Origin of the sequence: Streptomyces sp. NPDC091271 (genome assembly GCF_044757505.1) — a bacterium.
Taxonomy (GTDB): Bacteria; Actinomycetota; Actinomycetes; order Streptomycetales; family Streptomycetaceae; genus Streptomyces.
The window spans coordinates 1,354,278-1,379,941 of the sequence record NZ_JBIVVD010000001.1; the positions used below are offsets into that span (position 1 = coordinate 1,354,278).

The 25,664-nt window shown below is 70.5% G+C and carries 27 protein-coding genes and 5 tRNA genes; 25 read left to right on the forward strand and 7 right to left on the reverse strand.

The genetic code is table 11. The features are described 5' to 3' along the window. The first annotated feature begins 573 nt into the window (after positions 1–573). From ACIQM3_RS06425 to ACIQM3_RS06465, 9 genes are all read left to right on the forward strand, one after another. The gene (locus ACIQM3_RS06425) at positions 574–756 is read left to right on the forward strand and encodes a hypothetical protein (RefSeq protein WP_401619509.1); all 183 of its coding nucleotides are present in this window, start codon (positions 574–576) and stop codon (positions 754–756) included. Between the two features lie 102 nt (positions 757–858). Continuing rightward, a complete protein-coding gene (locus ACIQM3_RS06430; RefSeq protein WP_401619512.1) occupies positions 859–1,635 on the forward strand; it encodes a fumarylacetoacetate hydrolase family protein in 777 nt (258 codons plus the stop codon). Then, positions 1,628–3,100, forward strand: coding sequence for a glutamate--tRNA ligase (gene gltX / locus ACIQM3_RS06435; protein WP_401619514.1), 1,473 nt, complete (start codon positions 1,628–1,630; stop codon positions 3,098–3,100). The genes ACIQM3_RS06430 and gltX overlap by 8 nt, the downstream gene beginning before the upstream one ends. Before the next feature lie 86 nt (positions 3,101–3,186). After that, positions 3,187–3,906, forward strand: coding sequence for an HAD family hydrolase (locus ACIQM3_RS06440; RefSeq protein ID WP_401619517.1), 720 nt, complete (start codon positions 3,187–3,189; stop codon positions 3,904–3,906). 85 nt (positions 3,907–3,991) lie between these two features. Next, positions 3,992–4,063 (forward strand) — tRNA-Gln (locus ACIQM3_RS06445). Positions 4,064–4,082: 19 nt separating this feature from the next. Beyond that, a tRNA-Glu gene (locus tag ACIQM3_RS06450) sits at positions 4,083–4,155 on the forward strand. Between the two features lie 60 nt (positions 4,156–4,215). Continuing rightward, positions 4,216–4,288, forward strand: a tRNA-Glu gene (locus ACIQM3_RS06455). Positions 4,289–4,296: 8 nt separating this feature from the next. Continuing rightward, positions 4,297–4,368 (forward strand) — tRNA-Gln (locus ACIQM3_RS06460). Positions 4,369–4,388: 20 nt separating this feature from the next. Continuing rightward, a tRNA-Glu gene (locus ACIQM3_RS06465) sits at positions 4,389–4,461 on the forward strand. A 60-nt stretch (positions 4,462–4,521) separates the two neighbouring features. Here ACIQM3_RS06465 and ACIQM3_RS06470 read toward each other — a convergent pair. Together ACIQM3_RS06470 and ndgR are read right to left on the reverse strand one after the other, a co-directional pair. After that, positions 4,522–5,163: a MerR family transcriptional regulator gene (locus tag ACIQM3_RS06470; protein ID WP_401619520.1), complete on the reverse strand. Its 642-nt coding sequence runs from the start codon at positions 5,161–5,163 to the stop codon at positions 4,522–4,524. Positions 5,164–5,574: 411 nt separating this feature from the next. Next, the gene (gene ndgR, locus ACIQM3_RS06475; protein WP_033303994.1) at positions 5,575–6,291 is read right to left on the reverse strand and encodes an IclR family transcriptional regulator NdgR; all 717 of its coding nucleotides are present in this window, start codon (positions 6,289–6,291) and stop codon (positions 5,575–5,577) included. A gap of 173 nt (positions 6,292–6,464) precedes the next feature. Between ndgR and leuC the strand changes: the two genes are divergently transcribed. The 4 genes from leuC (at position 6,465) to ACIQM3_RS06495 (ending at position 9,613) form a co-directional block, all read left to right on the forward strand. Continuing rightward, positions 6,465–7,889 carry a 3-isopropylmalate dehydratase large subunit gene (leuC, locus tag ACIQM3_RS06480; protein ID WP_401619523.1) on the forward strand — a complete coding sequence of 475 codons (1,425 nt, stop codon included), beginning with the start codon at positions 6,465–6,467 and terminating at the stop codon, positions 7,887–7,889. 5 nt (positions 7,890–7,894) lie between these two features. Continuing rightward, complete coding sequence (gene leuD / locus ACIQM3_RS06485) at positions 7,895–8,488, forward strand: 3-isopropylmalate dehydratase small subunit (RefSeq protein WP_393763849.1); 594 nt, start codon at positions 7,895–7,897, stop codon at positions 8,486–8,488. A gap of 104 nt (positions 8,489–8,592) precedes the next feature. Further along, the gene (locus tag ACIQM3_RS06490; RefSeq protein ID WP_033303999.1) at positions 8,593–8,820 is read left to right on the forward strand and encodes a hypothetical protein; all 228 of its coding nucleotides are present in this window, start codon (positions 8,593–8,595) and stop codon (positions 8,818–8,820) included. A gap of 142 nt (positions 8,821–8,962) precedes the next feature. After that, positions 8,963–9,613, forward strand: coding sequence for an HU family DNA-binding protein (locus ACIQM3_RS06495; RefSeq protein ID WP_401619527.1), 651 nt, complete (start codon positions 8,963–8,965; stop codon positions 9,611–9,613). Between the two features lie 83 nt (positions 9,614–9,696). Here ACIQM3_RS06495 and ACIQM3_RS06500 read toward each other — a convergent pair whose 3' ends face one another. Together ACIQM3_RS06500 and cofC are read right to left on the reverse strand one after the other, a co-directional pair. After that, entirely contained in the window at positions 9,697–9,900 is a 204-nt protein-coding gene (locus tag ACIQM3_RS06500) for a hypothetical protein (RefSeq protein ID WP_147959669.1), read from the reverse strand. A 10-nt stretch (positions 9,901–9,910) separates the two neighbouring features. Next, complete coding sequence (cofC, locus tag ACIQM3_RS06505) at positions 9,911–10,594, reverse strand: 2-phospho-L-lactate guanylyltransferase (RefSeq protein ID WP_401619530.1); 684 nt, start codon at positions 10,592–10,594, stop codon at positions 9,911–9,913. A 147-nt stretch (positions 10,595–10,741) separates the two neighbouring features. On the opposite strand from cofC, the gene ACIQM3_RS06510 reads away from it, so the two are divergent. From ACIQM3_RS06510 to ACIQM3_RS06520, 3 genes are read left to right on the forward strand one after another with little or no spacing between them, the layout of a single operon-like run. Next, positions 10,742–11,494 carry a lysophospholipid acyltransferase family protein gene (locus ACIQM3_RS06510; protein WP_401619533.1) on the forward strand — a complete coding sequence of 251 codons (753 nt, stop codon included), beginning with the start codon at positions 10,742–10,744 and terminating at the stop codon, positions 11,492–11,494. Further along, positions 11,491–12,501, forward strand: a complete 1,011-nt coding sequence (locus ACIQM3_RS06515) for an NAD(P)H-dependent glycerol-3-phosphate dehydrogenase (RefSeq protein ID WP_401619535.1) — start codon at positions 11,491–11,493, stop codon at positions 12,499–12,501. Before ACIQM3_RS06510 ends, ACIQM3_RS06515 begins: the two co-directional genes overlap by 4 nt. A 34-nt stretch (positions 12,502–12,535) precedes the next feature. Next, positions 12,536–13,720: a D-alanine--D-alanine ligase family protein gene (locus ACIQM3_RS06520; protein WP_401619538.1), complete on the forward strand. Its 1,185-nt coding sequence runs from the start codon at positions 12,536–12,538 to the stop codon at positions 13,718–13,720. A gap of 35 nt (positions 13,721–13,755) precedes the next feature. Here the strand turns inward: ACIQM3_RS06520 and ACIQM3_RS06525 are convergent, their stop codons facing one another. Together ACIQM3_RS06525 and ACIQM3_RS06530 are read right to left on the reverse strand one after the other, a co-directional pair. Further along, entirely contained in the window at positions 13,756–14,250 is a 495-nt protein-coding gene (locus tag ACIQM3_RS06525) for a DUF3515 domain-containing protein (protein WP_401619541.1), read from the reverse strand. A 20-nt stretch (positions 14,251–14,270) separates the two neighbouring features. Further along, a complete protein-coding gene (locus ACIQM3_RS06530) occupies positions 14,271–14,504 on the reverse strand; it encodes an Lrp/AsnC ligand binding domain-containing protein (RefSeq protein WP_014153840.1) in 234 nt (77 codons plus the stop codon). A 320-nt stretch (positions 14,505–14,824) separates the two neighbouring features. On the opposite strand from ACIQM3_RS06530, the gene ACIQM3_RS06535 reads away from it, so the two are divergent. The 4 genes from ACIQM3_RS06535 to ACIQM3_RS06550 all read left to right on the forward strand — a co-directional run bounded on the left by ACIQM3_RS06535 (position 14,825) and on the right by ACIQM3_RS06550 (position 18,780). Further along, the gene (locus ACIQM3_RS06535; RefSeq protein WP_362931441.1) at positions 14,825–15,796 is read left to right on the forward strand and encodes a thiamine-phosphate kinase; all 972 of its coding nucleotides are present in this window, start codon (positions 14,825–14,827) and stop codon (positions 15,794–15,796) included. A 10-nt stretch (positions 15,797–15,806) separates the two neighbouring features. Further along, positions 15,807–16,616: a bifunctional hydroxymethylpyrimidine kinase/phosphomethylpyrimidine kinase gene (thiD, locus tag ACIQM3_RS06540; protein ID WP_401619544.1), complete on the forward strand. Its 810-nt coding sequence runs from the start codon at positions 15,807–15,809 to the stop codon at positions 16,614–16,616. 113 nt (positions 16,617–16,729) lie between these two features. Next, positions 16,730–18,034 carry a sensor histidine kinase gene (locus ACIQM3_RS06545; RefSeq protein ID WP_401620032.1) on the forward strand — a complete coding sequence of 435 codons (1,305 nt, stop codon included), beginning with the start codon at positions 16,730–16,732 and terminating at the stop codon, positions 18,032–18,034. After that, entirely contained in the window at positions 18,031–18,780 is a 750-nt protein-coding gene (locus ACIQM3_RS06550) for a response regulator (RefSeq protein WP_401619547.1), read from the forward strand. Before ACIQM3_RS06545 ends, ACIQM3_RS06550 begins: the two co-directional genes overlap by 4 nt. A gap of 80 nt (positions 18,781–18,860) precedes the next feature. Here the strand turns inward: ACIQM3_RS06550 and rpmB are convergent, their stop codons facing one another. Then, positions 18,861–19,046: a 50S ribosomal protein L28 gene (gene rpmB / locus ACIQM3_RS06555; RefSeq protein ID WP_003965989.1), complete on the reverse strand. Its 186-nt coding sequence runs from the start codon at positions 19,044–19,046 to the stop codon at positions 18,861–18,863. Between the two features lie 256 nt (positions 19,047–19,302). Between rpmB and ACIQM3_RS06560 the strand changes: the two genes are divergently transcribed. The 5 genes from ACIQM3_RS06560 (at position 19,303) to ACIQM3_RS06580 (ending at position 25,566) form a co-directional block, all read left to right on the forward strand. Next, a complete protein-coding gene (locus tag ACIQM3_RS06560) occupies positions 19,303–20,925 on the forward strand; it encodes a DAK2 domain-containing protein (RefSeq protein WP_401619550.1) in 1,623 nt (540 codons plus the stop codon). Positions 20,926–20,976: 51 nt separating this feature from the next. After that, positions 20,977–23,184, forward strand: a complete 2,208-nt coding sequence (recG, locus tag ACIQM3_RS06565; RefSeq protein WP_401619553.1) for an ATP-dependent DNA helicase RecG — start codon at positions 20,977–20,979, stop codon at positions 23,182–23,184. A gap of 87 nt (positions 23,185–23,271) precedes the next feature. After that, positions 23,272–23,856 carry a 16S rRNA (guanine(966)-N(2))-methyltransferase RsmD gene (gene rsmD / locus ACIQM3_RS06570; protein ID WP_401619556.1) on the forward strand — a complete coding sequence of 195 codons (585 nt, stop codon included), beginning with the start codon at positions 23,272–23,274 and terminating at the stop codon, positions 23,854–23,856. A gap of 26 nt (positions 23,857–23,882) precedes the next feature. After that, positions 23,883–24,362, forward strand: coding sequence for a pantetheine-phosphate adenylyltransferase (gene coaD, locus ACIQM3_RS06575; protein WP_041667884.1), 480 nt, complete (start codon positions 23,883–23,885; stop codon positions 24,360–24,362). Between the two features lie 97 nt (positions 24,363–24,459). Next, complete coding sequence (locus ACIQM3_RS06580; RefSeq protein ID WP_401619559.1) at positions 24,460–25,566, forward strand: cell division initiation protein; 1,107 nt, start codon at positions 24,460–24,462, stop codon at positions 25,564–25,566. The last annotated feature ends 98 nt before the right edge of the window (positions 25,567–25,664 follow it).

Here is a 25,664-nt window from a genome sequence, read left to right on the forward strand (position 1 = left end):
GCAACCTCTGGACCAGGCGTCCCTTCGCGCATACGCGACGGGACGGTGTCGGCGTCGTGGGGCGCTGGACGCGCCCCATGGTGGTCGTGAGTGACCGGCGTACTTCCCCCTCCCGCCGCCACTCGGCGCTGCGTTGCGCCCCTGCGCGCTGGGCCTGAAACCCGCGGCGGTGCGTGGAATTCCAGCACAGTGGAGGATCTCCAACAAGGCCCGCGTACCGGGCTGTGACCTGGATGACACGGTGTGATGACAGGGTGACAAGGTGTGGAGCGTGTACAGGGTCAAACCGGTCAATTAGGGGTGAGGACCCAAGGTGCGACCGGTGTCCCAGACGCCATGATCGGGAGCGGAATAGGGGATTCAGAGCCGTATTGTCGGGTTCGCGGCCCATGATCGACTGCCTGCAATGGGTGTTTTGTCACCAAGTTCGTGAGCAAACTCACATGATGATCGCCGTCTCATCCCGGCCAAGGCGGGGAATCGGATGTTTAGCCTGGCGCTTTACAGGGATAGCGAATCCGACAACCGGCGCACCTCCGGGCAGCGCCCCAGCGGCAAGGACCCATACGGCAGATGAAGACGACGATGATTTTCCGCAACATCGCCAACCCCCGGCGCACCACGCTGGCGCACATCGAGGACGCCGAGGCGCCGCAGACGCCGGAGCAGCGGGAGCACGCCGTCGATCTGCCCACCCAGACGGCCAACCCGCGCCGCACCATCCTCATGGAAGCCCCGGTCGCGGCGGCGAAGTAGTGGCCCGCCCCCGGCGGTAATGCGCGAGGCCCGGCCTCTCACGCGCGCTAGCCTGGAGCGTCAGTCTTCAGCCAGCCAGCAAGTGAGGGGCGACAGCATCCCGTGCGCATCGCCAGGTTCTCCATCGACGGCAATGTCGCCTTCGGCGCGGTCGAGGGCGACAGCCCCGACAGCCTCGTCCTCGACATCATCAAGGGCATCCCGTACGCCGACTTCGAGCTCTCCGGGACCAAGGTCCCGCTGAAGAAGGTCCGGCTGCTGCCGCCCGTGCTTCCCAACAAGGTCGTGGCCATCGGCCGCAACTACGCGGAACACGCCGCCGAACTGGGCAACGAGGTCCCGGATGTGCCCGTCGCCTTCTTCAAGCCCACCACCTCGGTGATCGGCTCCGGCGACTCCATCGAATACCCCTCCTTCTCCGAGGAGCTGCACCACGAGGCCGAGCTGGCCGTGGTGATCGGCCGTATGTGCCGCGAGGTCCCACGCGCGCGTGTCAAGGACGTCATCTTCGGCTACACCTGCGCCAACGACGTCACCGCGCGCGACGTCCAGCGGCGTGAGAGCCAGTGGGCCAGGGCGAAGGGCTTCGACACCTCCTGCCCGCTCGGCCCCTGGGTGGAGACCGACCTCGACCCCGGCAACCTGGCCATCCAGGCCACGGTCAACGGCGAGCAGCGCCAGCTCGGCCGTACGAGCGACATGGTCCGCTCCGTCGAGGACCTGGTCGTCCACATCTCGGAAGCCATGACGCTGCTCCCGGGCGACGTGATCCTCACGGGAACCCCCGCAGGGGTGGGCCCCCTGCACGTCGGCGACGAGGTCGCCGTCACCATCGAAGGCATCGGCACTCTCACCAACAAGGTGATCAAGCGTGGTTAACGCACCTGTCCGCGTCCGTTTCTGTCCCTCCCCGACCGGTAACCCTCACGTCGGCCTGGTCCGGACGGCTCTCTTCAACTGGGCCTTCGCCCGGCACCACCAGGGCACCCTGGTCTTCCGTATCGAGGACACCGACGCGGCCCGTGACTCCGAGGAGTCCTACGGTCAGCTGCTCGACTCGATGCGCTGGCTCGGCCTGGACTGGGACGAGGGTCCCGAGGTCGGCGGCCCGCACGCCCCGTACCGCCAGTCGCAGCGCATGGACCTCTACAAGGACGTCGCCGAGAAGCTCCTGGCCGCCGGGCACGCGTACCACTGCTACTGCACCACCGAGGAGCTCGACACCCGCCGCGACGCCGCGCGGGCGGCCGGCAAGCCCTCGGGTTACGACGGCCACTGCCGCGACCTGAGCGACGAGCGGAAGGCCGCGTACGAGGCCGAGGGGCGCACCTCTATCGTCCGCTTCCGGATGCCCGACGAGGCGATCACCTTCACGGACCTGGTCCGCGGCGACATCACGGTCCAGCCGGAGAACGTCCCGGACTACGGCATCGTCCGTGCCAACGGCGCCCCCCTCTACACGCTCGTCAACCCGGTCGACGACGCCCTGATGGAGATCACCCACGTCCTGCGCGGCGAGGACCTGCTCTCCTCCACCCCGCGCCAGATCGCCCTCTACCGGGCGCTCATCGAGCTGGGCGTCGCCAAGGACACCCCGGCCTTCGGCCATCTCCCGTACGTCATGGGGGAGGGCAACAAGAAGCTCTCCAAGCGTGACCCGCAGGCCTCGCTCAACCTCTACCGCGAGCGTGGCTTCCTGCCGGAGGGGCTGCTCAACTACCTCTCGCTGCTGGGCTGGTCGATCGCCGAGGACCGCGACATCTTCGGCCGTGACGAGCTGGTCGCCGCGTTCGACATCGCCGATGTCAACGCCAACCCGGCGCGCTTCGACCTGAAGAAGGCCGAGCACATCAACGCCGAGCACCTGCGCATGCTCGACGTGAAGACCTTCACCGAGGCCTGCGGCCCCTGGCTGAAGGCCCCCTTCGCCCCCTGGGCGCCCGAGGCCTTCGACGCGGAGCAGTTCGCAGAGATCGCCCCGCACGCCCAGACCCGTGTGACGGTCCTCTCGGACATCACGGCCAACGTCGACTTCCTCTTCCTGGACGAGCCCGTCCACGACGAGGCGTCCTGGACGAAGGCCATGAAGGAGGGCTCCGACGCCCTGCTCGTCACCGCCCGCGCCGAGCTGACCGCCGCCGAGTGGAACGCCGAGGCGCTCAAGACGGCCGTCCTCACCGCCGGTGAGAAGCACGGTCTGAAGCTCGGCAAGGCGCAGGCCCCGGTCCGCGTCGCCGTCACCGGCCGCACGGTCGGGCTCCCGCTCTTCGAGTCCCTGGAGATCCTGGGCCGCGAGAAGACGATCGCCCGCATCGACGCGGCGCTGGCGAAGCTCGCCGCCTAGCGCCCGGTTCACACGACGGGGTGGCCGCCCGAGCCGGGGCGGCCACCCCGTCGGCATGTGGCGCACGCGCCGGTAATCTGGCCGGCATGCCGATCCGAGCGGTTCTCTGGGACATCGACGACACGATCTTCGACTACTCGGCCGCCGACCGCACCGGGATGCGCAAGCATCTGGAGCACGAGGGCTTCCCCAAGGGGTACGACTCCCTGGAACGTGCCCTCGACGCCTGGAAGGCCATCACGGACGTGCAGTGGGCGCGTTTCGCCGCCGGGGAGCTCGACTTCCAGGGGCAGCGAAGGGAGCGCGTACGCGCGTTTCTCGGGCGGTCGCTGAGCGACGCCGAAGCCGACGAGTGGTTCGGCCGGCACGTCATCCACTACGAGGCCGCCTGGGCGCTCTTCCCGGACACCGTGCCGGTCCTGGACCGGCTGGCGGGAAGCTTCCGCCATGCCGTCCTGTCCAACTCCAGCATCCACAACCAGGACCGCAAGCTGCGCGCCCTCGGGGTGCGGGACCGCTTCGAGGCCGTGGTGTGCGCGGTCGAGCTGGGTGTCTCCAAGCCCGATGCGGGAGCGTTCCACGCCGCCTGTGAAGTGCTTGAGCTCGCTCCGCACGAGGTGGCGTACGTCGGGAACGAACCCGACATCGACGCGGGCGGCGCGGTGGCCGCCGGCCTGACGGGGATCTGGCTGGACCGTGAGGGGCTGGGCGGGCGCCCCGAGCTCGTGCGCATCACGGGCCTGGATGAGCTTCCCGGCCTGCTGGCGCGCAATACCCGTTTTGGAGCGCCGGACACCTTCAGGTAATGTTCTTCCTGCGCCACCCGAGCGGGCCGAAAGATCCGGCCGGGAAGCGCAGACAGAAACAGAACCCCCAGGGGTTGCGTTTCAGTGGGCTATGGTGTAATTGGCAACACTACGGTTTCTGGTACCGTCATTCTAGGTTCGAGTCCTGGTAGCCCAGCGCAAGACCGAAGTAACAAGCCCCCGTTGTGTAGCGGCCTAGCACGCTGCCCTCTCACGGCAGTAGCGCCGGTTCGAATCCGGTCGGGGGTACAGATCCTTCCCGCGAGAACGTCTGGGTCGCACCCACGTACTCGATGCAGGATCGCTAGGGCCCCCGTTGTGTAGCGGCCTAGCACGCTGCCCTCTCACGGCAGTAGCGCCGGTTCGAATCCGGTCGGGGGTACTTCACCATGGGCTATGGTGTAATTGGCAACACTACGGTTTCTGGTACCGTCATTCTAGGTTCGAGTCCTGGTAGCCCAGCGCAAGTCAGCAGTAACCACGCCCCCGTTGTGTAGCGGCCTAGCACGCTGCCCTCTCACGGCAGTAGCGCCGGTTCGAATCCGGTCGGGGGTACAACACAGCAGTACAGAAAGGCCCTTCACCCCGGTGGAGGGCCTTTCTGGTGTGCGCCCCTCAGAGCCCGTACCGCTGTGCGGACTCCTCCGCCTGGGCCAGCCTGCGCAGCGACGCAAGCAGCGGCTCGTACAGCACGGCCGACGCCACGGCGGCCTCCACCCGCTCGGCCTCCGTGGGGAATTGCTCCAGCGCGTCCAGGTCCCGCACCGCCACCTCCCGCATGAGGCGGGCCTGTTGGGCGAGGTACGCCACATCGCAGGGGTGGCCGAGGCGGATGAGCGTGGCCAGCGAGGCCACCAGCGAGCGGTGTACGGGGGAGAGTTCGCCGAGCTCCAGTGCCGTGGTCCAGCCGAGTTCCGTGAGCAGCCGGGCGACTTCGGCGCGCGCGGTGGCGGTCTCCGGCGCGTCCTCGTCGGGCTCGGGGCCGTGGGGCAGTGCCCACAGAGCGGCACCCAGGCGGATCGTCCGGCCCAGCGACTCGTCGTCGACGTGCGCCAGCACCTCGCGGGCCGTGGCCACCGGAAGGCCTCCGACCTGGAGCAGGGCCCGCACCAGGCGCAGCCGGCGCAGATGGCTCTCGTCGTAGTCGGCCTGTGTGGCGCTGATCCGGGCGCCGGCGGGGAGCAGCCGCTCGCGCAGGTAGTACTTGATCGTCGCGGTGGAGACACCGCTCCGCTCACTCAGTTCCGACAGCCGCATCCTCTGTGCCTTCCCTCGTGCCGCCCGCTGGGTGGCGCCACCATCCCACCCTTGGACAGTCGGGCTCTCCAATGAGTCGGGCTCTCCAATGATGCGACGAGGGTCACCCACGAGGAGAGGAAGTCCCGGCAGCATGTGGGGCCGTGGCACGAGACCTGTCTCATGCCCGAGGGGTCGTACGAACGATCTACGCCGATACGCGGCCTGCGGCGGGTGACCGGTGTGCTGCCGCTGGAGAAAGAGGGGCCGCCGGGCGGCCGGCCGCCTCGCATCCGGGGAGCGGACACCGCGGGGTCCGGGGAGCGGACACGGGGGGTTTCCGGGGAGCTGACACCGGAGGAAGGGGGCCGCCACGGCGCTGGGGCGGCCTCGGTGAAGGAGTAGGAGCGGCGACGACTCGCGGCGCGGGCTTCAGCCTGTGCGGCGCAGGGCCTCGCTCAGCCGTGCTGCCGAGTCGATGATGGCCTGCGCGTGCATGCGGCCCGGGTGGCGGGTGAGGCGCTCGATCGGCCCGGAGACGGACACCGCGGCGACCACCCGGTTCGACGGTCCACGGACCGGGGCCGAGACCGAGGCCACGCCCGGCTCACGCTCGCCGATCGACTGGGCCCAGCCCCGCCGCCGTACGCCCGAGAGGGCCGTCGCGGTGAAACGGGCCCCTTGCAGGCCCCGGTGCAGGCGCTCCGGCTCCTCCCAGGCCATCAGGATCTGGGCGGAGGAACCCGCCTTCATCGTGAGCGTGGAGCCGACCGGCACGGTGTCCCGCAGTCCGGACAGCCGCTCCGCCGCGGCCACGCAGATCCGCATGTCGCCCTGCCGGCGGTAGAGCTGCGCGCTCTCGCCGGTGATGTCGCGCAGATGTGTGAGTACGGGGCCGGCCGTCGCCAGGAGGCGGTCCTCGCCGGCCGCGGCCGCGAGCTCCGCGAGCCGGGGGCCGAGAATGAAACGGCCCTGCATGTCCCTCGCCACCATGCGGTGGTGTTCGAGTGCCACGGCCAGACGGTGTGCCGTGGGCCGTGCGAGCCCTGTCGCCGCGACCAGCCCGGCGAGGGTGGCCGGACCGGACTCCAGGGCGCTCAATACCAGAGCTGCCTTGTCGAGAACGCCGACGCCGCTAGAGTTGTCCATACGACGATACTCGCGTCTCACTCTGTGAAACGCAAGTTCAATTTTCCCCGGAAGTTGCGAACCTGTACGTGCGGCCTTACAACGGCCCGCGGCCACCGCCCCGCTCGGGGGTCCGGACGGCGGCACCCGAATCTCTAGTTGGGCCGGCGAAGACGCCGGCCGGAGGGAAAGCGATGGGTAGGACACTCGCGGAGAAGGTCTGGGACGACCACGTCGTCCGGCGCGCCGATGGCGAGCCCGACCTTCTCTTCATCGATCTGCACCTGCTGCACGAGGTGACCAGCCCGCAGGCCTTCGACGGCCTGCGCCAGGCCGGCCGGCCGGTGCGGCGTCTCGACCTCACCATCGCCACCGAGGACCACAACACCCCGACCCTCGACATCGACAAGCCGATCGCCGACCCGGTCTCCCGCGCCCAGCTGGAGACCCTGCGCAAGAACTGCGCGGAGTTCGGCGTCCGGCTGCACCCGCTGGGAGATGTCGAGCAGGGCGTCGTGCACGTGGTCGGCCCCCAGCTGGGCCTGACCCAGCCCGGCACCACGGTCGTCTGCGGCGACTCGCACACCTCCACCCACGGCGCGTTCGGGGCGCTGGCCTTCGGTATCGGCACCAGCCAGGTCGAGCACGTCCTGGCCACCCAGACGCTGCCGCTGGCCCGTCCCAGGACCATGGCGATCACGGTCGAGGGCGAACTCCCCGACAGCGTCACCGCCAAGGATCTCATCCTGGCCATCATCGCCCGGATCGGCACCGGCGGCGGCCAGGGCTACATCCTCGAATACCGCGGCTCCGCCATCGAGAAGCTCTCGATGGAAGCCCGGATGACCATCTGCAACATGTCGATCGAGGCCGGCGCCCGCGCGGGCATGATCGCCCCCGACGAGACCACCTTCGACTACCTGCGGGGACGCGACCACGCCCCCGAGGGCGAGGAGTGGGACGCGGCGGTGGAGTACTGGAAGACGCTCCGCACCGACGACGACGCCGTCTTCGACGCCGAGGTCTTCATCGACGGCGCCGAGCTCGCGCCGTTCGTCACCTGGGGCACCAACCCCGGCCAGGGCGCGCCCCTGTCGGCCAACGTCCCCGACCCCGCTTCGTACGAGGACGCCTCGGAGCGCTACGCCGCCGAAAAGGCCCTGGAGTACATGGGGTTGACCGCCGGCCAGCCGCTGCGTGAGATCAACGTGGACACGGTGTTCGTAGGTTCCTGCACGAACGGGCGCATCGAGGACCTGCGCAACGCGGCCTCGATCCTGGACGGCCGCAAAGTCGCCGACGGCGTACGGATGCTGGTCGTCCCGGGCTCCGTCCGGGTCGCCCTGCAGGCGGTCGAGGAGGGCCTGGACAAGGTCTTCACCGCCGCCGGCGCCGAATGGCGGCACGCGGGCTGCTCGATGTGCCTCGGCATGAACCCCGACCAGCTGGCCCCCGGTGAGCGCTCCGCCTCCACCTCGAACCGGAACTTCGAGGGCAGGCAGGGCAAGGGCGGCCGCACCCACCTGGTCTCCCCGCAGGTCGCCGCCGCCACCGCCGTGCTGGGCCATCTGGCCTCGCCCGCCGATCTGTCCGACGACCGTACGCCCGCCGGAGTCTGAGAGTCATGGAAGCATTCACCGCACACACCGGCCGGGCCGTCCCGCTGCGCCGCAGCAACGTCGACACCGACCAGATCATCCCCGCGCACTGGCTGAAGAAGGTCACCCGCGACGGCTTCGAGGACGGGCTCTTCGAGGCCTGGCGCAAGGACGAGAACTTCGTCCTCAACCGCCCCGAGCGCAAGGGCGCCTCGGTCCTGGTGGCCGGTCCCGACTTCGGCACGGGCTCCTCGCGTGAGCACGCGGTCTGGGCCCTGCAGAACTTCGGCTTCAAGGCCGTCATCTCCTCCCGCTTCGCCGACATCTTCCGTGGCAACTCCCTGAAGAACGGTCTGTTGACCGTCGTCCTCGACCAGAAGGTCGTCGACAGCCTCTGGGAGCTGACCGAGGCCGACCCGACGGCCGAGGTGACCGTCGACCTGGAGAAGCGGCAGGTGCTCGCGGATGGAATCACGGCCGACTTCGAGCTCGACGAGAACGCCCGCTGGCGGCTGCTGAACGGCCTCGACGACATCAGCCTCACCCTTCAGAACGAAGCGGACATTGCGACTTACGAGGCGGCCAGGCCGTCCCACAAGCCGCGTACAATTGACGCCTGAGCAGCGCTTTTCCCGAACTGCGCCCCCTGCCGGTAGGCAGGGGGCGCAGTCGCTTGTTGAGACCCCCTCGGGCGACAACTCGCCCCAGATGGCACAATCGGTGCATGGAACGCGACAGCCAACTCGAGCTCTATGGCCAAGTCGCCGACCGATTGAAAGAAGCACACGCAAAGGTGCGCGAACTGCAAGTCCCGGAGGGCGTACGGATGGCGCTGTCCCGGAAGCTGCTGGTCGTCACGGCCGCGGCTAAGCACGATCTCCCAGGCGCGGCAAGGCGTCTGGACCGGTTGATGAAGGACCTCGACGAGGGCCGATTCCCCGAAGGTGACTGACTCTGCGGACAGCGCAGCGGTCGACTTCGTTGCGGCACTAGGGTGATTAGCCCGTTTCGTGTTTGATTTGCGGTATATATCTGCCTAACGTGCGAAAAAGCCTGAACAGTTTCGTTCCGGCAATGTCTCCGAAGGGGAAGACGTGAACAAGGCGCAGCTCGTAGAAGCGATTGCCGACAAGGTCGGCGGCCGTCAGCAGGCCGCAGACGCTGTCGACGTGGTACTCGACGCGATCGTCCGTGCGGTTGTCGCGGGGGACCGTGTCTCGGTCACCGGCTTCGGCTCGTTCGAGAAGGTCGACCGCCCCGCCCGGTACGCCCGCAACCCGCAGACGGGTGAGCGCGTACGGGTCAAGAAGACCTCCGTGCCCCGTTTCCGTGCGGGACAGGGCTTCAAGGACCTGGTGAGCGGCTCCAAGAAGCTCCCCAAGAACGACGTGGCCGTGAAGAAGGCCCCCAAGGGCAGCCTCTCGGGCGGTTCTTCCACCCGTACGACGGCGAAGGCGGCCGCGAAGAAGGCCACCGCCAAGAAGGCCACGGCGGCCAAGAAGACCACGGCGGCGAAGAAGACGGCCCCGGCGAAGAAGACCACCGCCAAGAAGACCACCACGGCGGCCAAGAAGACCACCGCGGCGGCGAAGAAGACGGCCCCGGCGAAGAAGACGACGGCCACCAAGAAGACCGTCGCCGCCAAGACGGCGCCCGCCAAGAAGACCACGGCGAAGAAGGCGCCCGCGAAGAAGACCACGGCACGCAAGACCACAGCCAAGAAGGTCACCGCACGCAAGAAGTGAGACCGGGCACCGCTCGTTCCTCATACGCGCCGGGCCGGGCTCCCCTCGGGGAGCCCGGCCCGCGGGCTGTTCAGGGGGCGCCCTCAGAGCGTCTGCAGCGTCACCAGGGTGATCCGCAGCGAGGCGCCCTCGCCCTCGGTCTCGATCCGCACCCGCTGCCCCGGGCGCAGCAGCCGCAGCCCTCCCGCGTCGAACGCGGGTGCGTCGAAGTCCACCGGGGTGCCGTCGTCGAGCAGCACGCTGCCGGTGCGGGTCTCGGAGTCGTACGTGAACGAGGTCGCCTGCATGAGCGGCAGCCTATCGGTCCGCGGCAGGCGCCACGGGGGCCGCCAGCGCGGCGGTGAACCGCCCCACTCCCAGTGCCAGCGCGGCCTCCAGGTCGTCGCCCGTGTCCACGTCCCTGCGGACCGAATCGATTCCCGGCAGCGAGATCTCCACAGCCCCCGACGCCAGGTGCCGCGCCCTCGACGCCCCGCCGAAGGCCGGCCGCAATTCCACCCCGGGTGCCGCGGAAAGAAATGTGGTGCCGATTCCCTGTGCGTCACCGACAAATGCGCGGGGAAATACCGCGGAGAATTCGAGCACCCGCGCCAGATCATCCGGACGCAGCGCGGGCAGATCCGCGTTGAGCACGGCCACCGCCGCACCCCCGCGCCGGCCGCGCGCCGACCGGGCACCGTGCTCCATCGCCGCGTCGAGACCGGCCGCCGGGGTGTCGGCCACCGTCCGCGCGCCGAGCGCCGCCAGCGCCGCTCCGGCCACCGGGTCGTCCGTGACGACCACCACATCCCGCACCGCCGGGCAGGACAGCGCGGCCGACACGGTGTCCTGCGCGAACGCCAGGGCCAGGCGCGGACGCAGATCCCCGCCCACCGCCCGGCCGAGCCTGCTCTTGGCCCGTACGAGCGGTTTCAGCGGGACGACCAGGGACCAGGGGCCGGTCGGGTCGGTGTTCGTGGCGATCTCCCCCTCCGTACGCATCAGCCCTTATTCTCGCCTGCCGGTACGACGACCCGGAGGTCCGCCCCCACGGGTGAGGCGTACGGTGTTCTCCACACAGCAGGGGCCCAGGGGCGAGGCAGCACCGCCCGAGCCCGCGCAGCTGAGTTCCTAGAGGAAGGCGTCCGAGTGTCCCGCCGCAGAATCGGCTTCTGGTACCGCCTGGCGGCGGTCATCGCAAAACCGCCCCTGGTGGTTCTGTTCAAGCGCGACTGGCGGGGAATGGAACACATTCCGGCCGATGGCGGATTCATCACCGCGGTCAACCACAACTCCTATCTGGACCCGCTGTCGTACGGGCATTTCCAGTACAACACCGGACGCGTTCCGCGGCTCCTCGCGAAGGCCGGACTCTTCAGGACGCCTTTCGTCGGAATGATCCTGCGCGGCACCGGCCAGATCCCCGTCTACCGGGAGACGACGAACGCCCTCGACGCCTTCCGCGCCGCGGTGGACGCCATCGAGCGGGGCGAGTGCGTCGCCTTCTATCCGGAAGGCACGCTCACCCGCGACCCCGACATGTGGCCGATGGCCGGCAAGACCGGTGCCGCCCGGGTCGCGCTGATGACCAAGGCCCCGGTCATCCCCGTCGCCCAGTGGGGCGCCAACCTGGCGATGCCGCCCTACGCCGAGGAGAACAAGCTCCAGCTGTTCCCCCGTAAGACCCTGCGGGTGCAGGCCGGTCCGCCGGTCGACCTCTCCCGCTACTACGGCCTCGAACCGACACCCGACGTCCTGCGCCGGGCCACCGAGACCATCATGGCCGCGATCACCGCCCAGCTCGAGGACGTACGCGGCGAGAAGGCCCCCGCCGAGCTCTACGATCACCGCAAGGCCCGCGCCGAACAGCGGCGCAAGGCAGAGGGAAAGGGAACGACGTGACGCACCCCGCGAAGGCGGCCGTCTTCGGAACCGGCTCATGGGGTACGGCCTTCGCCATGGTGCTCGCCGACGCCGGCTGCGAGGTCACCCTCTGGGGACGCCGCGCCGAGGTCGCCGAGGCCGTCAACACCACCCGCACCAACCCGGGCTACCTGCCGGGCGTGGAACTGCCCGCCTCGGTCCGGGCCACGACCGACGCCGCCGAGGCCTTGCGCGGCGCCGACTTCGCGGTCCTCGTCGTGCCCTCGCAGACCCTGCGCGCCAACCTCGCGGACTGGTCGCGGCATCTGGAGCCCGGCACGGTGCTCGTCTCCCTGATGAAGGGCGTCGAACTCGGCACCGCCAAGCGGATGAGCGAGGTCATCCAGGACGTCACCGAGGTCACCCCGGACCGGATCGCCGTCATCACCGGCCCCAACCTCGCCAAGGAGATCGCCGAACGCCGCCCCGCGGCCGCCGTCGTCGCCTGCTCGGACGAGAACGTCGCCCAGCGCCTCCAGGCCGCCTGCCACACCCCGTACTTCCGGCCGTACACCAACACCGACGTGGTCGGCTGCGAGCTCGGCGGCGCAGTGAAGAACGTCATCGGTCTCGCCGTGGGCATCGCCGACGGCATGGGCCTCGGTGACAACGCCAAGGGCTCCCTCATCACCCGCGGCCTCGCCGAGACCACCCGGCTGGGACTCGCCATGGGGGCCGACCCGCTCACCTTCTCCGGTCTGGCCGGACTCGGCGACCTGGTGGCGACGTGCTCCTCACCGCTCTCGCGCAACCACACCTTCGGCACGAACCTCGGGCGGGGGATGACCCTCCAGGAGACCGTCGCCGTCACGAGCCAGACCGCCGAGGGCGTCAAGTCCTGCGAATCCGTGCTCGATCTGGCGCGCAGGCACGGCGTCGACATGCCCATCACCGAGACGGTCGTCGGCATCGTCCACGAGGGCAAGCCGCCGGTGGTCGCCCTCAAGGAACTGATGTCGCGCAGCGCCAAGCCCGAGCGACGCTGACTCGAGCCCTACCAGCAGGTACGCTCATCGCGATATGAGCAGCCAGAACCTCCCCCAGAGCCCTGAGAGCCCGCTGAGCTCCGAGCGGAGCTCCGAGCCGGGCCGCAAGCCGCGCGTGGCCGTCGTGTTCGGCGGCCGAAGCTCCGAACACGGCATCTCGGTCGTCACGGCCGGTGCCATCATGAGCGCCATCGACCGGACGAAGTACGACGTCCTGCCGATCGGCATCACGAGGGACGGACGTTGGGCCCTCACGTCCGACGACCCGGCCCGCATGGCCATCACGGACCGGCAGGTGCCCGACGTGGACCAGCTGGCCGACTCCACGCAGGGCGCGGTGACGCTCTCCGTCGACCCCGGCAACCGTGACGTCGTCGTCAGCGAACCCGGTGCGGTGCCCACGGCCCTGGGCGAGGTCGACGTCGTCTTCCCCATGCTGCACGGCCCCTACGGCGAGGACGGAACGCTCCAGGGGCTCCTGGAGCTCTCCGGCGTCCCCTACGTCGGCGCCGGTGTGCTGTCCTCGGCCGTCGGCCAGGACAAGGAGTACATGAAGCGGGTGTTCACCTCCTTCGGGCTGCCGGTCGGCCCGTACGAGGTCGTCCGCCCCCGGGAATGGGAGGCGGACCGCCCCGCCGCCCGCAAGCGCGTCATGGAGTTCGCGGCCGAGCACGGCTGGCCGCTCTTCATCAAGCCCGCCCGCGGCGGCTCCTCCATGGGCATCACGAAGGTCGACGACGCGGCCGGGCTCGACGAGGCGATCGAGGAGGCCCGCCGGCACGACCCCAAGTTCCTCGTGGAGTCCCTGCTGCGCGGCCGGGAGATCGAGTGCGGTGTGCTGGAGTTCGAGGACGGACCGCGCGCCAGCGTGCCCGCGGAGATCCCGCCCGTCACCGCGCACGACTTCTACGACTTCGAGGCCAAGTACATCGACTCGGCGGCCGGCCTGGTGCCCGCACCGCTCACCGAGGAGCAGACCGCCGAGGTGCGGCGGCTCGCCGTCGAGGCGTTCGAGGCGGCCTCGTGCGAGGGCCTCGTGCGCGCCGACTTCTTCCTCACCGAGGACGGCACGTTCGTCATCAACGAGATCAACACCATGCCGGGCTTCACCCCGATCTCCATGTTCCCCCGCATGTGGCAGGCGAGCGGCGTCGAGTACCCGGAGCTGGTCGACCGGCTGATCACCTCCGCGCTGAACCGCTCCACCGGCCTGCGCTGAGCCGCCGAGGGCTGTCCCGCGACGCGGGACAGCCCTCAGAGACTGTCGGGGACCGTCTTCTTCACGGGTACGGCGAACGCGGACAACGGGGTGATGTCATGGGCGTACTCCGTCCCGAGCGTCACCTCGACATACGCCTTGCGGTAGGTGGTCGTGAACCGCGGGCCGGCGTCAGCGTCATCGGGTTGCTCCAACAGCCAGTTGACGCCGTCCGCGTCGACGGCCTTCGACTGGGAATCATCCATCCTCGCGGGCCGGGGGACACCGCAGCGCAGTACGATCGCCCCGTCCCCCCAGCCGGCGGTCAGGTCCGAATCCGGTGAGGGATCACTCCGTTCCAGATCGTCGACGGTCTCCGGCAGCTCCTCGTGCAGGTCCTCGCAGTACCCGGCGGCCTCCGACGACGGCTTGGGAACCGCCACCGAGGGCTGGTCGCCGCCGCCGGAACAGCCCGCCACGGCGAGGACGCACAGGGCGGCGGACGGGGCGAGAACACGGGAACGGGGGGACCGGCGGCGGGTGTGAGTCACCGGACCAGCGTAGACAGGGGTCAGAGGTGGACGACCGGGCAGGTCAGGGTACGTGTGATGCCGTCCACCTGCTGGACCTTGGCGACCACCATGCGGCCGAGTGCGTCGACCGTGTCGGCCTGCGCGCGCACGACCACGTCGTAGGGGCCTGTGACGTCCTCTGCCTGGATCACTCCCGGGAGCTTTGCGATGGTCTCGGCGACGATCGACGCCTTGCCCACCTCGGTCTGGATGAGGATGTACGCCTGTACCACGGAACCTCCAGGGCGGCCACGAGGATCATGTGGGGGAAAGGGACGCCACGTTATCGCGTCGCCCCGGGCCGAGGGGAGACCTACGGGCCGGTTGACGCCCACAGCGTGGCGTACGCACCACAGAAGTTGACGTATCTCTTGACGGTACCGACAGCAGTTGGGGCTCGCGACCGCAAGCCCACCGGTGCGGAAGGGCGACAGTGACGCCCGTACGCCCCGCGGCCACCGGCTCCCGTGGGCCGTCCGCCCACGGTCCGGACCTCCGGCCGCTGCAGCAGCCCGGACAGGTGTCCGGTGCGATAGATGAGAGGTGAGACTCGGTGAAGGGAACCGTGGGCGAGTTGGGGGAGTTCGGGCTCATCAGAGAGCTCACGTCCCGGCTCACCACCACTCCGGCGGTACGGCTGGGACCCGGCGACGACGCCGCGGTCGTGGCCGCTCCCGACCGCAGGGTCGTGGCCAGTACGGACATCCTGCTGGAAGGGCGGCACTTCCGCCGCGACTGGTCGACGGCGTACGACGTCGGCCGCAAGGCCGCCGCCCAGAACCTCGCCGACATCGCCGCCATGGGCGCGGTGCCCACGGCGCTGCTGCTCGGACTCGTCGTACCGGCCGACCTGCCGGTCACCTGGGCCGCCGAGCTCATGGACGGACTGCGTGACGAGTGCCAGGTCGCCGGTGCGGCCGTCGTCGGCGGCGACGTCGTCGGCGGTGACACCATCACCGTCGCGATCACCGCGCTCGGCGACCTGCGCAACCACGAGCCCGTCACCCGGGCCGGTGCCCGGCCCGGCGACGTCGTCGCCGTCACCGGGTGGCTCGGCTGGTCCGCCGCCGGATTCGCCGTGCTCTCCCGGGGGTTCCGCTCGCCTCGCGCCTTCGTCGAGGCGCACCGGCGCCCCGAACCGCCGTACCACGCGGGCCCCGCGGCCGCCGGGCTCGGCGCCACGGCCATGACCGACGTCAGCGACGGGCTCGTCGCCGACCTCGGGCACATCGCCGAGGCCAGCAAGGTCCGTATAGACCTGCGCTCCGGGCTCATCGACATCCCCTCGCAGATGTCCGACATCGGCCAGGCCGTCGGGGTCGACCCCTTGCAGTGGGTGCTGACCGGGGGGGAGGACCACGCGATCGTGGCGACGTTCCCCGCCGACGTGAAGCTCCCCGCGCGCTGGAAGGTCATCGGAGAGGTACTCAACCCGTCGGCGCTTCCCCAGGTCACCGTCGACGGAGCGCCCTGGACGAGCAAGGGCGGCTGGGACCATTTCGGATCCATCGAGGACGCCCAGTAGATTCCGGGGCATGACCGCACCTGCCCCGATACCGCCCCGTGTCCTCACCGTCGCCGGATCCGACTCCGGCGGCGGTGCGGGCATCCAGGCCGACCTCAAGACGATGCTGGCCCTCGGCGCCCACGGAATGAGCGTGCTGACCGCGGTGACCGCCCAGAACTCGCTGGGCGTGCAGGGAGCCTGGGAGCTGCCGGCGGACGCCGTACGCGCCCAGTACCGCAGCGTCGTCGACGACATCGGCGTCCAGGCGGTGAAGACCGGCATGCTGTCCTCGGCCGCGCTCGTCGACACCGTCGCGGAACTCCTCGCGGGGACCGGCGCACCCGTCGTCGTCGACCCCGTCGGGGTCTCCAAGCACGGGGACCCGCTGCTGGCCGCCGAAGCCCTCGACTCCGTACGCACGAAGCTGCTGCCCGTCGCCACGGTCGCCACCCCGAACCTCGACGAGGTGGCCCAGCTCACCGGCGTCACCGTCACCGACGAACCGGGGATGCGCAGGGCCGCCACCGAGATCCTCGGCCACGGACCGCGCTGGGTGGTGATCAAGGGCGGCCATCTGCCCGGCGAGGCCGTGGACCTGCTGACGGACGGCAGCGAGGAGCACTGGCTGCGCGCCCCGAGGCTCGACAACCGGCACACCCACGGCACGGGCTGCACCCTCGCCTCCGCCATCGCCTGCGGACTCGCCCGCGGCCAGGACGTCCCGACCGCCGTGCGGGGCGCGAAGGAGTACGTCACCGGCGCGATCCGGGCCGGCTTCGCGCTGGGCGGCGGCATCGGCCCCGTCGATCACGGCTGGCTCACCCGCACCGCAGGCTGACCCCACCCGGAAACGTCATCCCTGCGATGTAGGCGGGCGATGTATCCGGCCCGGCGGGAATGGCCATGGGGACGGACGCCGCCGGGATGCGCGGCGGCGACAATGAACCGGTGATGGACGTAGGTACGACGCCGGCGCGGCTGCGGGAAGCCGCCCGCCGGACGGTCCGCGACGCCAGGCTTCCGAGCGGTCCGCCGCTGCGGCTCACCCGTCGCGCCCGGCAGTTCGACGCGCTGGTGGCACTGACACTCGGAATCGTCACCGTCTACTACGGCATCGACAACGCCGGCAACGTCGTCCTGCGTGAGATCGCACCCGGCGTGGAGATTGTCATCCCGCGCCCCTCCGGCCCGGGCGGGCTGGCCCTGATGGTGATCCTCGCGGCCACCGCCTCGGGTGCCCTGGCGCTGCGCCGCCGCTGTCCGCTGGCCGTGCTGTGCGTCGTGACGGCCGCGACACTGGCGACACCGCAGAGCGTCATGCGGCTGACCTTCTACGCGTTCGTCATCGCCGTCTACAGCGCCGCCGTGTTCAGCCCGTACCGGGCGGCGACCCTGGCGGCGCTGCCGGTGTCGGTCGTCCTGGTCGGCACCTCGGGGAATGCGGTCACCCCGATCGTCCCCAACGAATACATCGCCCTGCTGATCCTGGTCCCGATGGCCGTGGCCGCGGTCGGCCTGCGCACCTGGAAACTCCGCACCGACGAGGGGCGCATCCGGCTCTCCGCCCTGGAACGCGAACAGGCCGAGGCGCTGCGCCGGGCCGTCGAGCACGAGCGGGCCAGGATCGCCCGTGAGCTGCACGACGTCGTCACGCACAACGTCAGCGTGATGATCATCCAGGCGGGCGCCGCCCGCAAGATCATGAACACCTCCCCCGGGCAGGCCGGCGAGGCACTGCTCGCCGTCGAGGCAGGCGGCCGGGCGGCCATGACCGAGCTGCGCCACGTCATGGGACTGCTCACCATGGGCAGCGAGGGGGCCGACAGGGATGCGGACGGGGCCGGCCCGGCGGCGGAGCTGGAGCCGCAGCCCGGCCTGGACCAGCTGGAATCCCTGGTCGGGCGGGTACGGGGCACCGGGCTGCGGGTCGAACTGACCGTGACCGGCCCGCCCTGCCCCCTCCCGCCCGGCGTCGAACTCGCCGCCTACCGAGTGGTCCAGGAAGCCCTGACCAACACCGTGAAGCACGCCTCAGGCGCCACCGCCGCCGTGACCGTCGACCACGGACCCGACCGGCTCCGGGTCGAAGTCACGGACACCGGTGGGCGCCCGGGCGCCGGCGCGGCCGACGGGAACGGCCGGGGCCTGATCGGGCTGCGTGAGCGCCTCGCCGTCTACGGCGGGACCCTGAACACCGGCCGACGCCCGGCCGGCGGCTACCGTGTGGAAGCGCTGATACCCCTGGAGACACCGTGACCGAACCGCTGCGTGTGCTTCTCGCCGACGACCAGACACTGGTCCGTACCGGATTCCGCATGATCCTCGGCGCCGACGGCATCGACGTGGTCGCCGAGGCGACGAACGGGGCCGAAGCCGTCGAAGCGGCGCGCCGCACCCGGCCCGACGTGGTCCTGATGGACATCCGGATGCCCGAGATGGACGGCCTGGAAGCCACTCGCCGTATTCTCACCGCTCCCCAGGCCGGCGAACCCCGTGTGATCATCCTGACCACCTTCGACCTGGACCGGTACGTCTACGCGGCGCTCTCCGCCGGAGCCAGCGGCTTCCTCCTCAAGGACGTCACCCCCGAGTACCTGGTCGCGGCCGTCCGCACGGTCCGTACCGGCGATGCCCTCCTGGCGCCGGCCATCACCCGCCGTCTCGTGCAGCGGTTCGCCCGGCGTGGCAGCGACACCGCCTCCCTCCACCGCGACCTCGCCTCGCTCACCCCGCGCGAACTGGAGGTCCTCGGGCTGCTGGCCCGAGGGCTGAGCAACGCCGAACTCGCCGGCCGCCTCCACCTGGCCGAGACGACCGTCAAGACCCACGTCGCCCGCATCCTCGCCAAGCTCGGACTCCGCGACCGTGTCCAGGCCGTCATCGTCGCGTACGAGACAGGGCTGGTCAGCGCCGGCGAACGCGAGGACGCCGCCCGGCAGACCACCGGGCGGACGTGGACCGTGGCTCCGGCAGCGCGGGGGAACAGGGGCGCGACGACTTGACGCGGAGCACAGCAAAAAGCCGGTCCACCGAGGTGGACCGGCTTTTTGGGCAACCGGAAGGCTGCGCTACGACGGGGACGTCAGCGCGCGACCTTGCCGGCCTTGATGCACGAGGTGCAGACGTTGAGCCGCTTCGGCGTCCGCCCGACCACGGCACGCACGCGCTGGATGTTGGGATTCCAGCGACGGGACGTACGGCGGTGCGAGTGCGAAATGCTGTTGCCGAAGCTCGGCCCCTTGCCGCAAACGTCGCAGTTGGCAGCCACGGGTCACTCCAAAACTTCAGATGCACTTACAGTGAATTCCGGCGCGCCGGAATCATTTTACTGAAGTGGCGGTACCGGAGGGAATGTCCCGACTCTCGTCGGGCAACCGAAGCAGCATACAACGGCTGCGTCGGAGATACGAAACTACCACGGCACCCCGGGCACTCCGTCCCGCACCTCCGCCCACCGTGCCCGCGCACGAGGGCTACCCTGCGGTGCAGCCAGCCCCCCACGGCCGCCCCAAGGAGGACCAAAGGTGCCGCAGTCGCCCGACGATCTCGACGCCGTCGCGGTGCGCACCTGGTGCTCACTGGCCCTGGAGGCCCTGGGCCGGGAGCGGACGGCCATCGACGCCATCAACGTCTACCCCGTCGCGGACGGGGACACCGGCACCAACCTCTACCTCACCGTCGAGTCGGCGGCCGCGGCCGTCGAGGCGGTCTTCGCCGCCCATGAGACCGGCTCCACCGTGCCCGGACCCGCCGACGCCGTGCGGGCCATGGCGCACGGCGCGCTGATCGGGGCCCGGGGCAACTCCGGGACCATCCTCGCCCAGCTGCTGCGCGGCATGGCCTCCGTGCTGTCCGAGTCGGGTGACGCCCGTCACCTGCGGACCGCGCTGACGGAGGCCGCCGCGGCGGCGCGGCTGGCCGTGGCCCATCCCGTCGAGGGCACGGTGCTCACCGTCGCCACCGCCGCCGCCGAGGCGGCCGGGGCCACCGCCGGGAGCGCCCGGCTCACGGAGGTGGCCCAGGCGGCCTACGAAGGGGCGCGCACCGCCCTGGCAGCCACCCCCGGCCAGCTCGCCGTCCTCGGGCGCGCGGGCGTCGTCGACGCCGGCGGGCATGGCCTGGTGACCGTGCTCGGCGCACTGCTGGAAGCGGTCGGCGGACGTGTGCGGGAGCGCGCCGTCACACCCTCCCCCGACGTCCTTCCGCTGACCGGCGACTGTGCGGACGCGGGCCCGGACAGCGGGCCGGCGTTCGAGGTCATCTATCTGCTGGAGGCCCCGGACGAGGCGGTCGCCCGGCTGCGGAGCCGGCTCGACGCCCTGGGGGACTCGCTCGTCGTGGTCGGCGGCGACGGCCTGTGGAACGTCCACGTCCATGTCGACGACGCCGGGGCGGCCGTCGAGGCCGGGGTCGAGGCCGGCCGGCCCTACCGGATCCGGATCACGCACTTCGCCGCCGACCGGGGCTCGGCCCACCGTGAACCCGCCCAGCGCGCGGTCGTCGTGGTCGTACCCGGTGACGGGCTCTCCGGCCTGTGCGCAGAGGCCGGGGCGACCACCGTGCTGGCACGTCCCGGCGAGCCGCCCGCCAGCGGCGAACTGGTCGACGCCATCCGCCGGGCGCACGCCCGGGAGGTGGTCCTGCTGCCGAACGACGCACAGCTGCGCCACACCGCCGCCGCTGCCGCCGAACAGGCCCGGGGCGAAGGCATCCGCGTCGCCCTGGTCCCCACCCGGGCCGCGGTCCAGGGCATCGCCGCGCTCGCCGTCCATGAACCCGGCCGCAGCTTCGACGAGGACGTCGTCGCGATGACGTCGGCGGCCGGCGCCACGCGGTACGCCGAACTGGCCGTCGCCGAACGGCAGTCGTGGACCATGGCGGGCATCTGCCAGGCCGGCGACATCCTCGGCCTGATCGACGGGGACGTCGCCGTCATCGGGGAGGACGTCCCCGGCACGGCCCGCACGGTCCTGGACCGGATGCTGTCGGCAGGCGGCGAACTCGTCACGCTGATCCTGGGGGAGGACGTGCCCGACGACCTCGCCGACGAGCTGAGCGAACACGTCCGCGAGGGCTACCTCGCCGTCGACACGGTCGTCTACCGGGGCGGCCGCCAGGCGGCGCCCCTGCTCATCGGCGTCGAGTGACACGTCGAGCGGGGCGGCGCACGGAGACAACTGTCAGTGGCGTGGTGTGCAATGGACCGCGTGTCCGCTTTCGATGAACCCCTCAAGAAGCTGCTCGGCGGAGCCACCGCGAAGGTGATGGCCGAACACCTCGACCTGCACACGGTCGGTGATCTGCTGCACCACTACCCGCGGCGCTACGAGGAGCGGGGCCGCCTCACGGCGCTCACCGAGCTCCCGCTCGACGAGCATGTGACGGTCGTCGCCCAGGTCGTCGACGCGCGGATCATGATGTTCAACAACGGCCGAGGCAAGCGGCTCGAGGTCACCCTCACCGACGGGAGCGGCCGGCTCCAGCTGGTCTTCTTCGGGCACGGCGTCCACAAGCCCCACAAGGAGCTCCTGCCCGGCCGGCGGGCGATGTTCGCGGGCAAGGCCTCGGTCTTCAACAGGAAGATGCAGCTGGCCCACCCCACGTACCAGCTCCTCGACGCGAATGACGAGGACGAGGCGACCGAGGCCGTCGACGCCTTCGCCGGGCAGCTGCTGCCGATCTACCCGGCCTGCAAGCAGCTCGACTCCTGGCGGATCGCCAAGGCCGTCGACACGGTCCTGCCCAGCGCGCAGGACGCGGTGGACCCGCTGCCCCCGGCGCTGCGCGAAGGGCGCGGCTTCGTCCCCCTGCCCGAGGCGCTGCTCAGGATCCACCGCCCGCACACCAAGGCGGACATCGCGGCCGCGCGGGACCGGCTGCGCTGGGACGAGGCCTTCGTCCTCCAGGTCGCACTCGCCCGCCGCCGCTACGCCGACGCCCAGCTCCCCGCGGTGGCCCGCAGGTCCGTCTCCGGCGGCCTGCTCGACGCCTTCGACGCCAAGCTGCCCTTCACGCTCACCGAAGGCCAGCAGAAGGTCACCGGAGAGATCTTCGGCGACCTGGCGACGGAACACCCGATGCACCGGCTGCTGCAGGGCGAGGTGGGTTCGGGGAAGACGATGGTCGCCCTGCGCGCGATGCTCACCGTCGTCGACGCGGGCGGCCAGGCCGCGATGCTCGCCCCCACCGAGGTGCTCGCCCAGCAGCACCACCGGTCCATCACCGAGATGATGGGGGAGCTCGCGGAAGGCGGAATGCTGGGCGGCTCCGACCGGGGCACCAAAGTGGTGCTGCTCACCGGGTCGATGGGTGTCCCGGCCCGCCGGCAGGCGCTGCTCGACCTGGTCACCGGCGAGGCCGGGATCGTCATCGGCACCCATGCGCTGATCGAGGACAAGGTCCAGTTCCACGACCTCGGCCTGGTCGTCGTCGACGAACAGCACCGCTTCGGCGTGGAACAGCGCGACGCGCTGCGTTCCAAGGGCAAGCAGCCGCCCCACCTGCTCGTCATGACGGCCACCCCCATTCCCCGTACGGTCGCGATGACCGTCTTCGGTGACCTGGAGACCTCCGTCCTGGACCAGCTCCCCGCCGGCCGTTCGCCGATCGCCAGCCATGTCGTCCCCGCCAAGGACAAGCCGCACTTCCTCAGCCGTGCCTGGGAACGCGTCCGCGAGGAGGTGGAGAACGGCCACCAGGCGTACGTGGTCTGCCCCCGCATCGGGGACGACGCCGACGAGGCCGGGAAGAAGAAGGGGAAGAAGGCCGCCCCGGAGGACGACGCGGAGAAGCGGCCGCCGCTCGCCGTGCTGGAGATCGCCGAGCAGCTCGCCAAGGGCCCGCTGGCCGGCCTGCGCGTCGAGGTCCTGCACGGCAGGATGCCGCCCGACGACAAGGACGACGTCATGCGCCGGTTCGCCGCCGGCCAGGCCGATGTCCTGGTCGCCACCACCGTCATCGAGGTCGGGGTGAACGTCCCCAACGCCACCGCGATGGTGATCATGGACGCGGACCGCTTCGGGGTGTCCCAGCTGCACCAGCTCAGGGGCCGCGTCGGACGAGGCAGCGCCCCCGGCCTCTGTCTGCTGGTCAGCGAGGCCCATGAGGCGAGCCCCGCCCGGGCCAGGCTCTCCGCGGTCGCCGCCACACTCGACGGCTTCGAGCTCTCCCGCATCGACCTCGAACAGCGGCGCGAGGGCGACGTCCTCGGCCAGGCCCAGTCCGGCGTCCGCTCCTCCCTGCGGGTGCTCAGCGTCATCGACGACGAGGAGGTCATCGCGGCGGCCCGCGAGGAGGCCGTCCGCGTCGTCGCCGACGATCCCGGGCTCGAGCGGCTGCCGGAGCTGCGCACAGCACTGGACGCCCTCCTCGACAAGGACCGGGAGGAGTACCTCGACAAGGGGTGACCGGACGGATCCCCGGCGACGCCATATCGTGGGGAGCACGGCGCACGTCCCGTCCGGTGTGCCGCCCGCGACCCGAGGAACAGACCCATGACCCGCGTCATCGCCGGCTCGGCCGGCGGACGGCGCCTGGCCGTCCCGCCCGGCACCGGCACCCGCCCCACCTCCGACCGCGCGCGCGAGGGCATGTTCTCCACCTGGGAAGCGCTCCTGGGCACGCTCGACGGAATCCGTGTCGCCGATCTGTACGCGGGTTCCGGTGCGGTCGGCCTGGAGGCACTCTCGCGCGGAGCGGATCACGCGCTGCTCGTGGAGGCCGACGCCAAGGCCGCGCGCACCGTGCGCGACAACATCCGCACCCTCGGTCTGCCCGGCGCCGAATTCCGTGCGGGCAAAGCGGAACAGATCGTGACGGGACCGGCACCCTCCGAACCGTACGACGTGGTTTTCCTCGACCCGCCGTACGCCGTCACCGACGACGATCTTCGGGAGATCCTGCTCACACTCCGTGCTCAGGGGTGGCTCACGGGCGACGCTCTCGTCACGGTGGAACGGAGCACCAGAGGCGGGGAATTCAACTGGCCCGAAGGGTTCGAGCCGCAGCGGTCCCGTCGCTACGGCGAGGCCACGTTTTGGTACGGTCGCGCCGCCTCTACGTGCGAAGACGCACGATGACCGCACCGGAGAGCGAGGGAACCACGTTGCGCCGCGCCGTCTGTCCGGGGTCGTTCGACCCCATCACCAACGGACATCTCGACATCATCGGACGAGCCTCGAAGCTGTACGACGTCGTGCACGTCGCCGTGATGATCAACCAGTCCAAGAAGGGCCTGTTCACCGTCGACGAGCGGATCGAGCTGATCCGCGAGGTCACGGCGGACTTCGGCAACGTGGAGGTCGAGTCCTTCCACGGCCTGCTGGTCGACTTCTGCAAGCAGCGCGACATCCCGGCGATCGTGAAGGGCCTGCGAGCGGTCAGTGACTTCGACTACGAGCTGCAGATGGCCCAGATGAACAACGGCCTCTCGGGGGTCGAGACGCTCTTCGTCCCGACGAACCCGACCTACAGCTTTTTGTCGTCCTCCCTGGTCAAGGAGGTCGCCACCTGGGGTGGTGACGTGGCTCACCTGCTGCCGCCGACGGTCCACGAGGCCCTCGTGAAGCGTCTCGGCGAGAAGTGATGCGCTGACCGACCGTCACCAGGTGTCGAACGGGAGGCGACTGGCCTTACAGTCGTCCCGTCCGTCTCCAACAGCAGCAGAGAGTGGCGAGCACACGGTGGACGTGCAGAAGAAGCTCGACGAGATCGTCGAAACGGTCGGGAACGCCCGCTCCATGCCCATGTCGGCGTCCTGCGTGGTCAACCGGGCCGAACTGCTCGCGATGCTCGAGGAGGTGCGCGAGGCCCTGCCCGGCTCGCTGGCCCACGCCGAAGAGCTCATCGGCGGCCGTGAGCAGCTCGTCGAGCAGGCCAGGCAGGAGGCCGAGCGGATCATCGAGTCGGCCCGCGCGGAGCGCGGCTCCCTGATCTCCGGCACCGAGATCGCCCAGCGGTCCCAGGCCGAGGCGGACCGCATCCTTTCCGAGGCCCGCAGGGAGGCCGACGAGGTCCGCGGCGAGGCCGACGAGTACGTCGACAGCAAGCTCGCCAACTTCGAGGTCGTCCTCACCAAGACCATCGGCTCCGTCGACCGGGGCCGCGAGAAGCTCCTGGGCCGGAGCGAAGGCCTCGACGAGCAGGGCTACGAGGACCCCGACTTCGCCGAGGCCCCGGAGCGCAGCGCCGACCCCGAGACGCTCCGCCGTCGCGCCGACGACTACGTGGACACCAAGCTCGGCGCCTTCGAGGCCGTCCTCGCCAAGACCCTGGAGGCCGTCGGCCGGGGCCGCCAGAAGCTGCACGGCCGGGTCGCCACCGACGAGCTCGGCGCGCACATGGCCGCCCAGGACGCGGCGGGTGGCCACCTGCACACCAGCGACGAGGACCACTGGGCCGGCCTTGCCGAGCTCTCCACCCCCGAGCCGCGGCAGAGCCCCCAGCAGCCGTCCTACGCGGAGCCCGCGCAGCCGGACTACACGCCGGCCGCCGAGTACCAGGACCCCGCGCAGACCGGCTTCCCGGCCCAGGGGCAGCCCGAGCCGCAGTACGCGCAGACGTACGGCTACCAGGACCAGCAGCTCCAGGACGGCTACGGCTACCAGCAGCAGGACCCGTACGGTGCCTACCAGCAGCAGCCGTACGACCCGAACCAGCAGCAGGAGTACTGGCCGCAGCAGGGTCAGGTGCCCGTGCAGCAGGGCGAGAGCGCACTCGACGAGACCAGCCTCTTCGACACCGGCATGATTGACCTGGAACAGCTGCGCCGCTACGAACAGGGCCGCTGACCGGAGCGGTCCGTACCGGATTGGGAGCTGGGCGGTACGTCCAGTATCCTGGCTCTTCGGTCGCGTGTATGTCCGCGATCCCGGCTGCCCTCTTTCCG

Coding starts and splice junctions, on each gene's coding strand:
- ACIQM3_RS06425 (WP_401619509.1), top strand. CDS start 574: ATGAAGACGACGATGATTTTCCGCAACATCGCCAACCCCCGGCGCACC.
- ACIQM3_RS06440 (WP_401619517.1), top strand. CDS start 3,187: ATGCCGATCCGAGCGGTTCTCTGGGACATCGACGACACGATCTTCGAC.
- ACIQM3_RS06470 (WP_401619520.1), bottom strand. CDS start 5,163: ATGCGGCTGTCGGAACTGAGTGAGCGGAGCGGTGTCTCCACCGCGACG.
- ndgR (WP_033303994.1), bottom strand. CDS start 6,291: ATGGACAACTCTAGCGGCGTCGGCGTTCTCGACAAGGCAGCTCTGGTA.
- leuC (WP_401619523.1), top strand. CDS start 6,465: ATGGGTAGGACACTCGCGGAGAAGGTCTGGGACGACCACGTCGTCCGG.
- leuD (WP_393763849.1), top strand. CDS start 7,895: ATGGAAGCATTCACCGCACACACCGGCCGGGCCGTCCCGCTGCGCCGC.
- ACIQM3_RS06490 (WP_033303999.1), top strand. CDS start 8,593: ATGGAACGCGACAGCCAACTCGAGCTCTATGGCCAAGTCGCCGACCGA.
- ACIQM3_RS06500 (WP_147959669.1), bottom strand. CDS start 9,900: ATGCAGGCGACCTCGTTCACGTACGACTCCGAGACCCGCACCGGCAGC.
- cofC (WP_401619530.1), bottom strand. CDS start 10,594: ATGCGTACGGAGGGGGAGATCGCCACGAACACCGACCCGACCGGCCCC.
- ACIQM3_RS06520 (WP_401619538.1), top strand. CDS start 12,536: ATGAGCAGCCAGAACCTCCCCCAGAGCCCTGAGAGCCCGCTGAGCTCC.
- thiD (WP_401619544.1), top strand. CDS start 15,807: ATGACCGCACCTGCCCCGATACCGCCCCGTGTCCTCACCGTCGCCGGA.
- ACIQM3_RS06545 (WP_401620032.1), top strand. CDS start 16,730: ATGGACGTAGGTACGACGCCGGCGCGGCTGCGGGAAGCCGCCCGCCGG.
- recG (WP_401619553.1), top strand. CDS start 20,977: ATGGACCGCGTGTCCGCTTTCGATGAACCCCTCAAGAAGCTGCTCGGC.
- rsmD (WP_401619556.1), top strand. CDS start 23,272: ATGACCCGCGTCATCGCCGGCTCGGCCGGCGGACGGCGCCTGGCCGTC.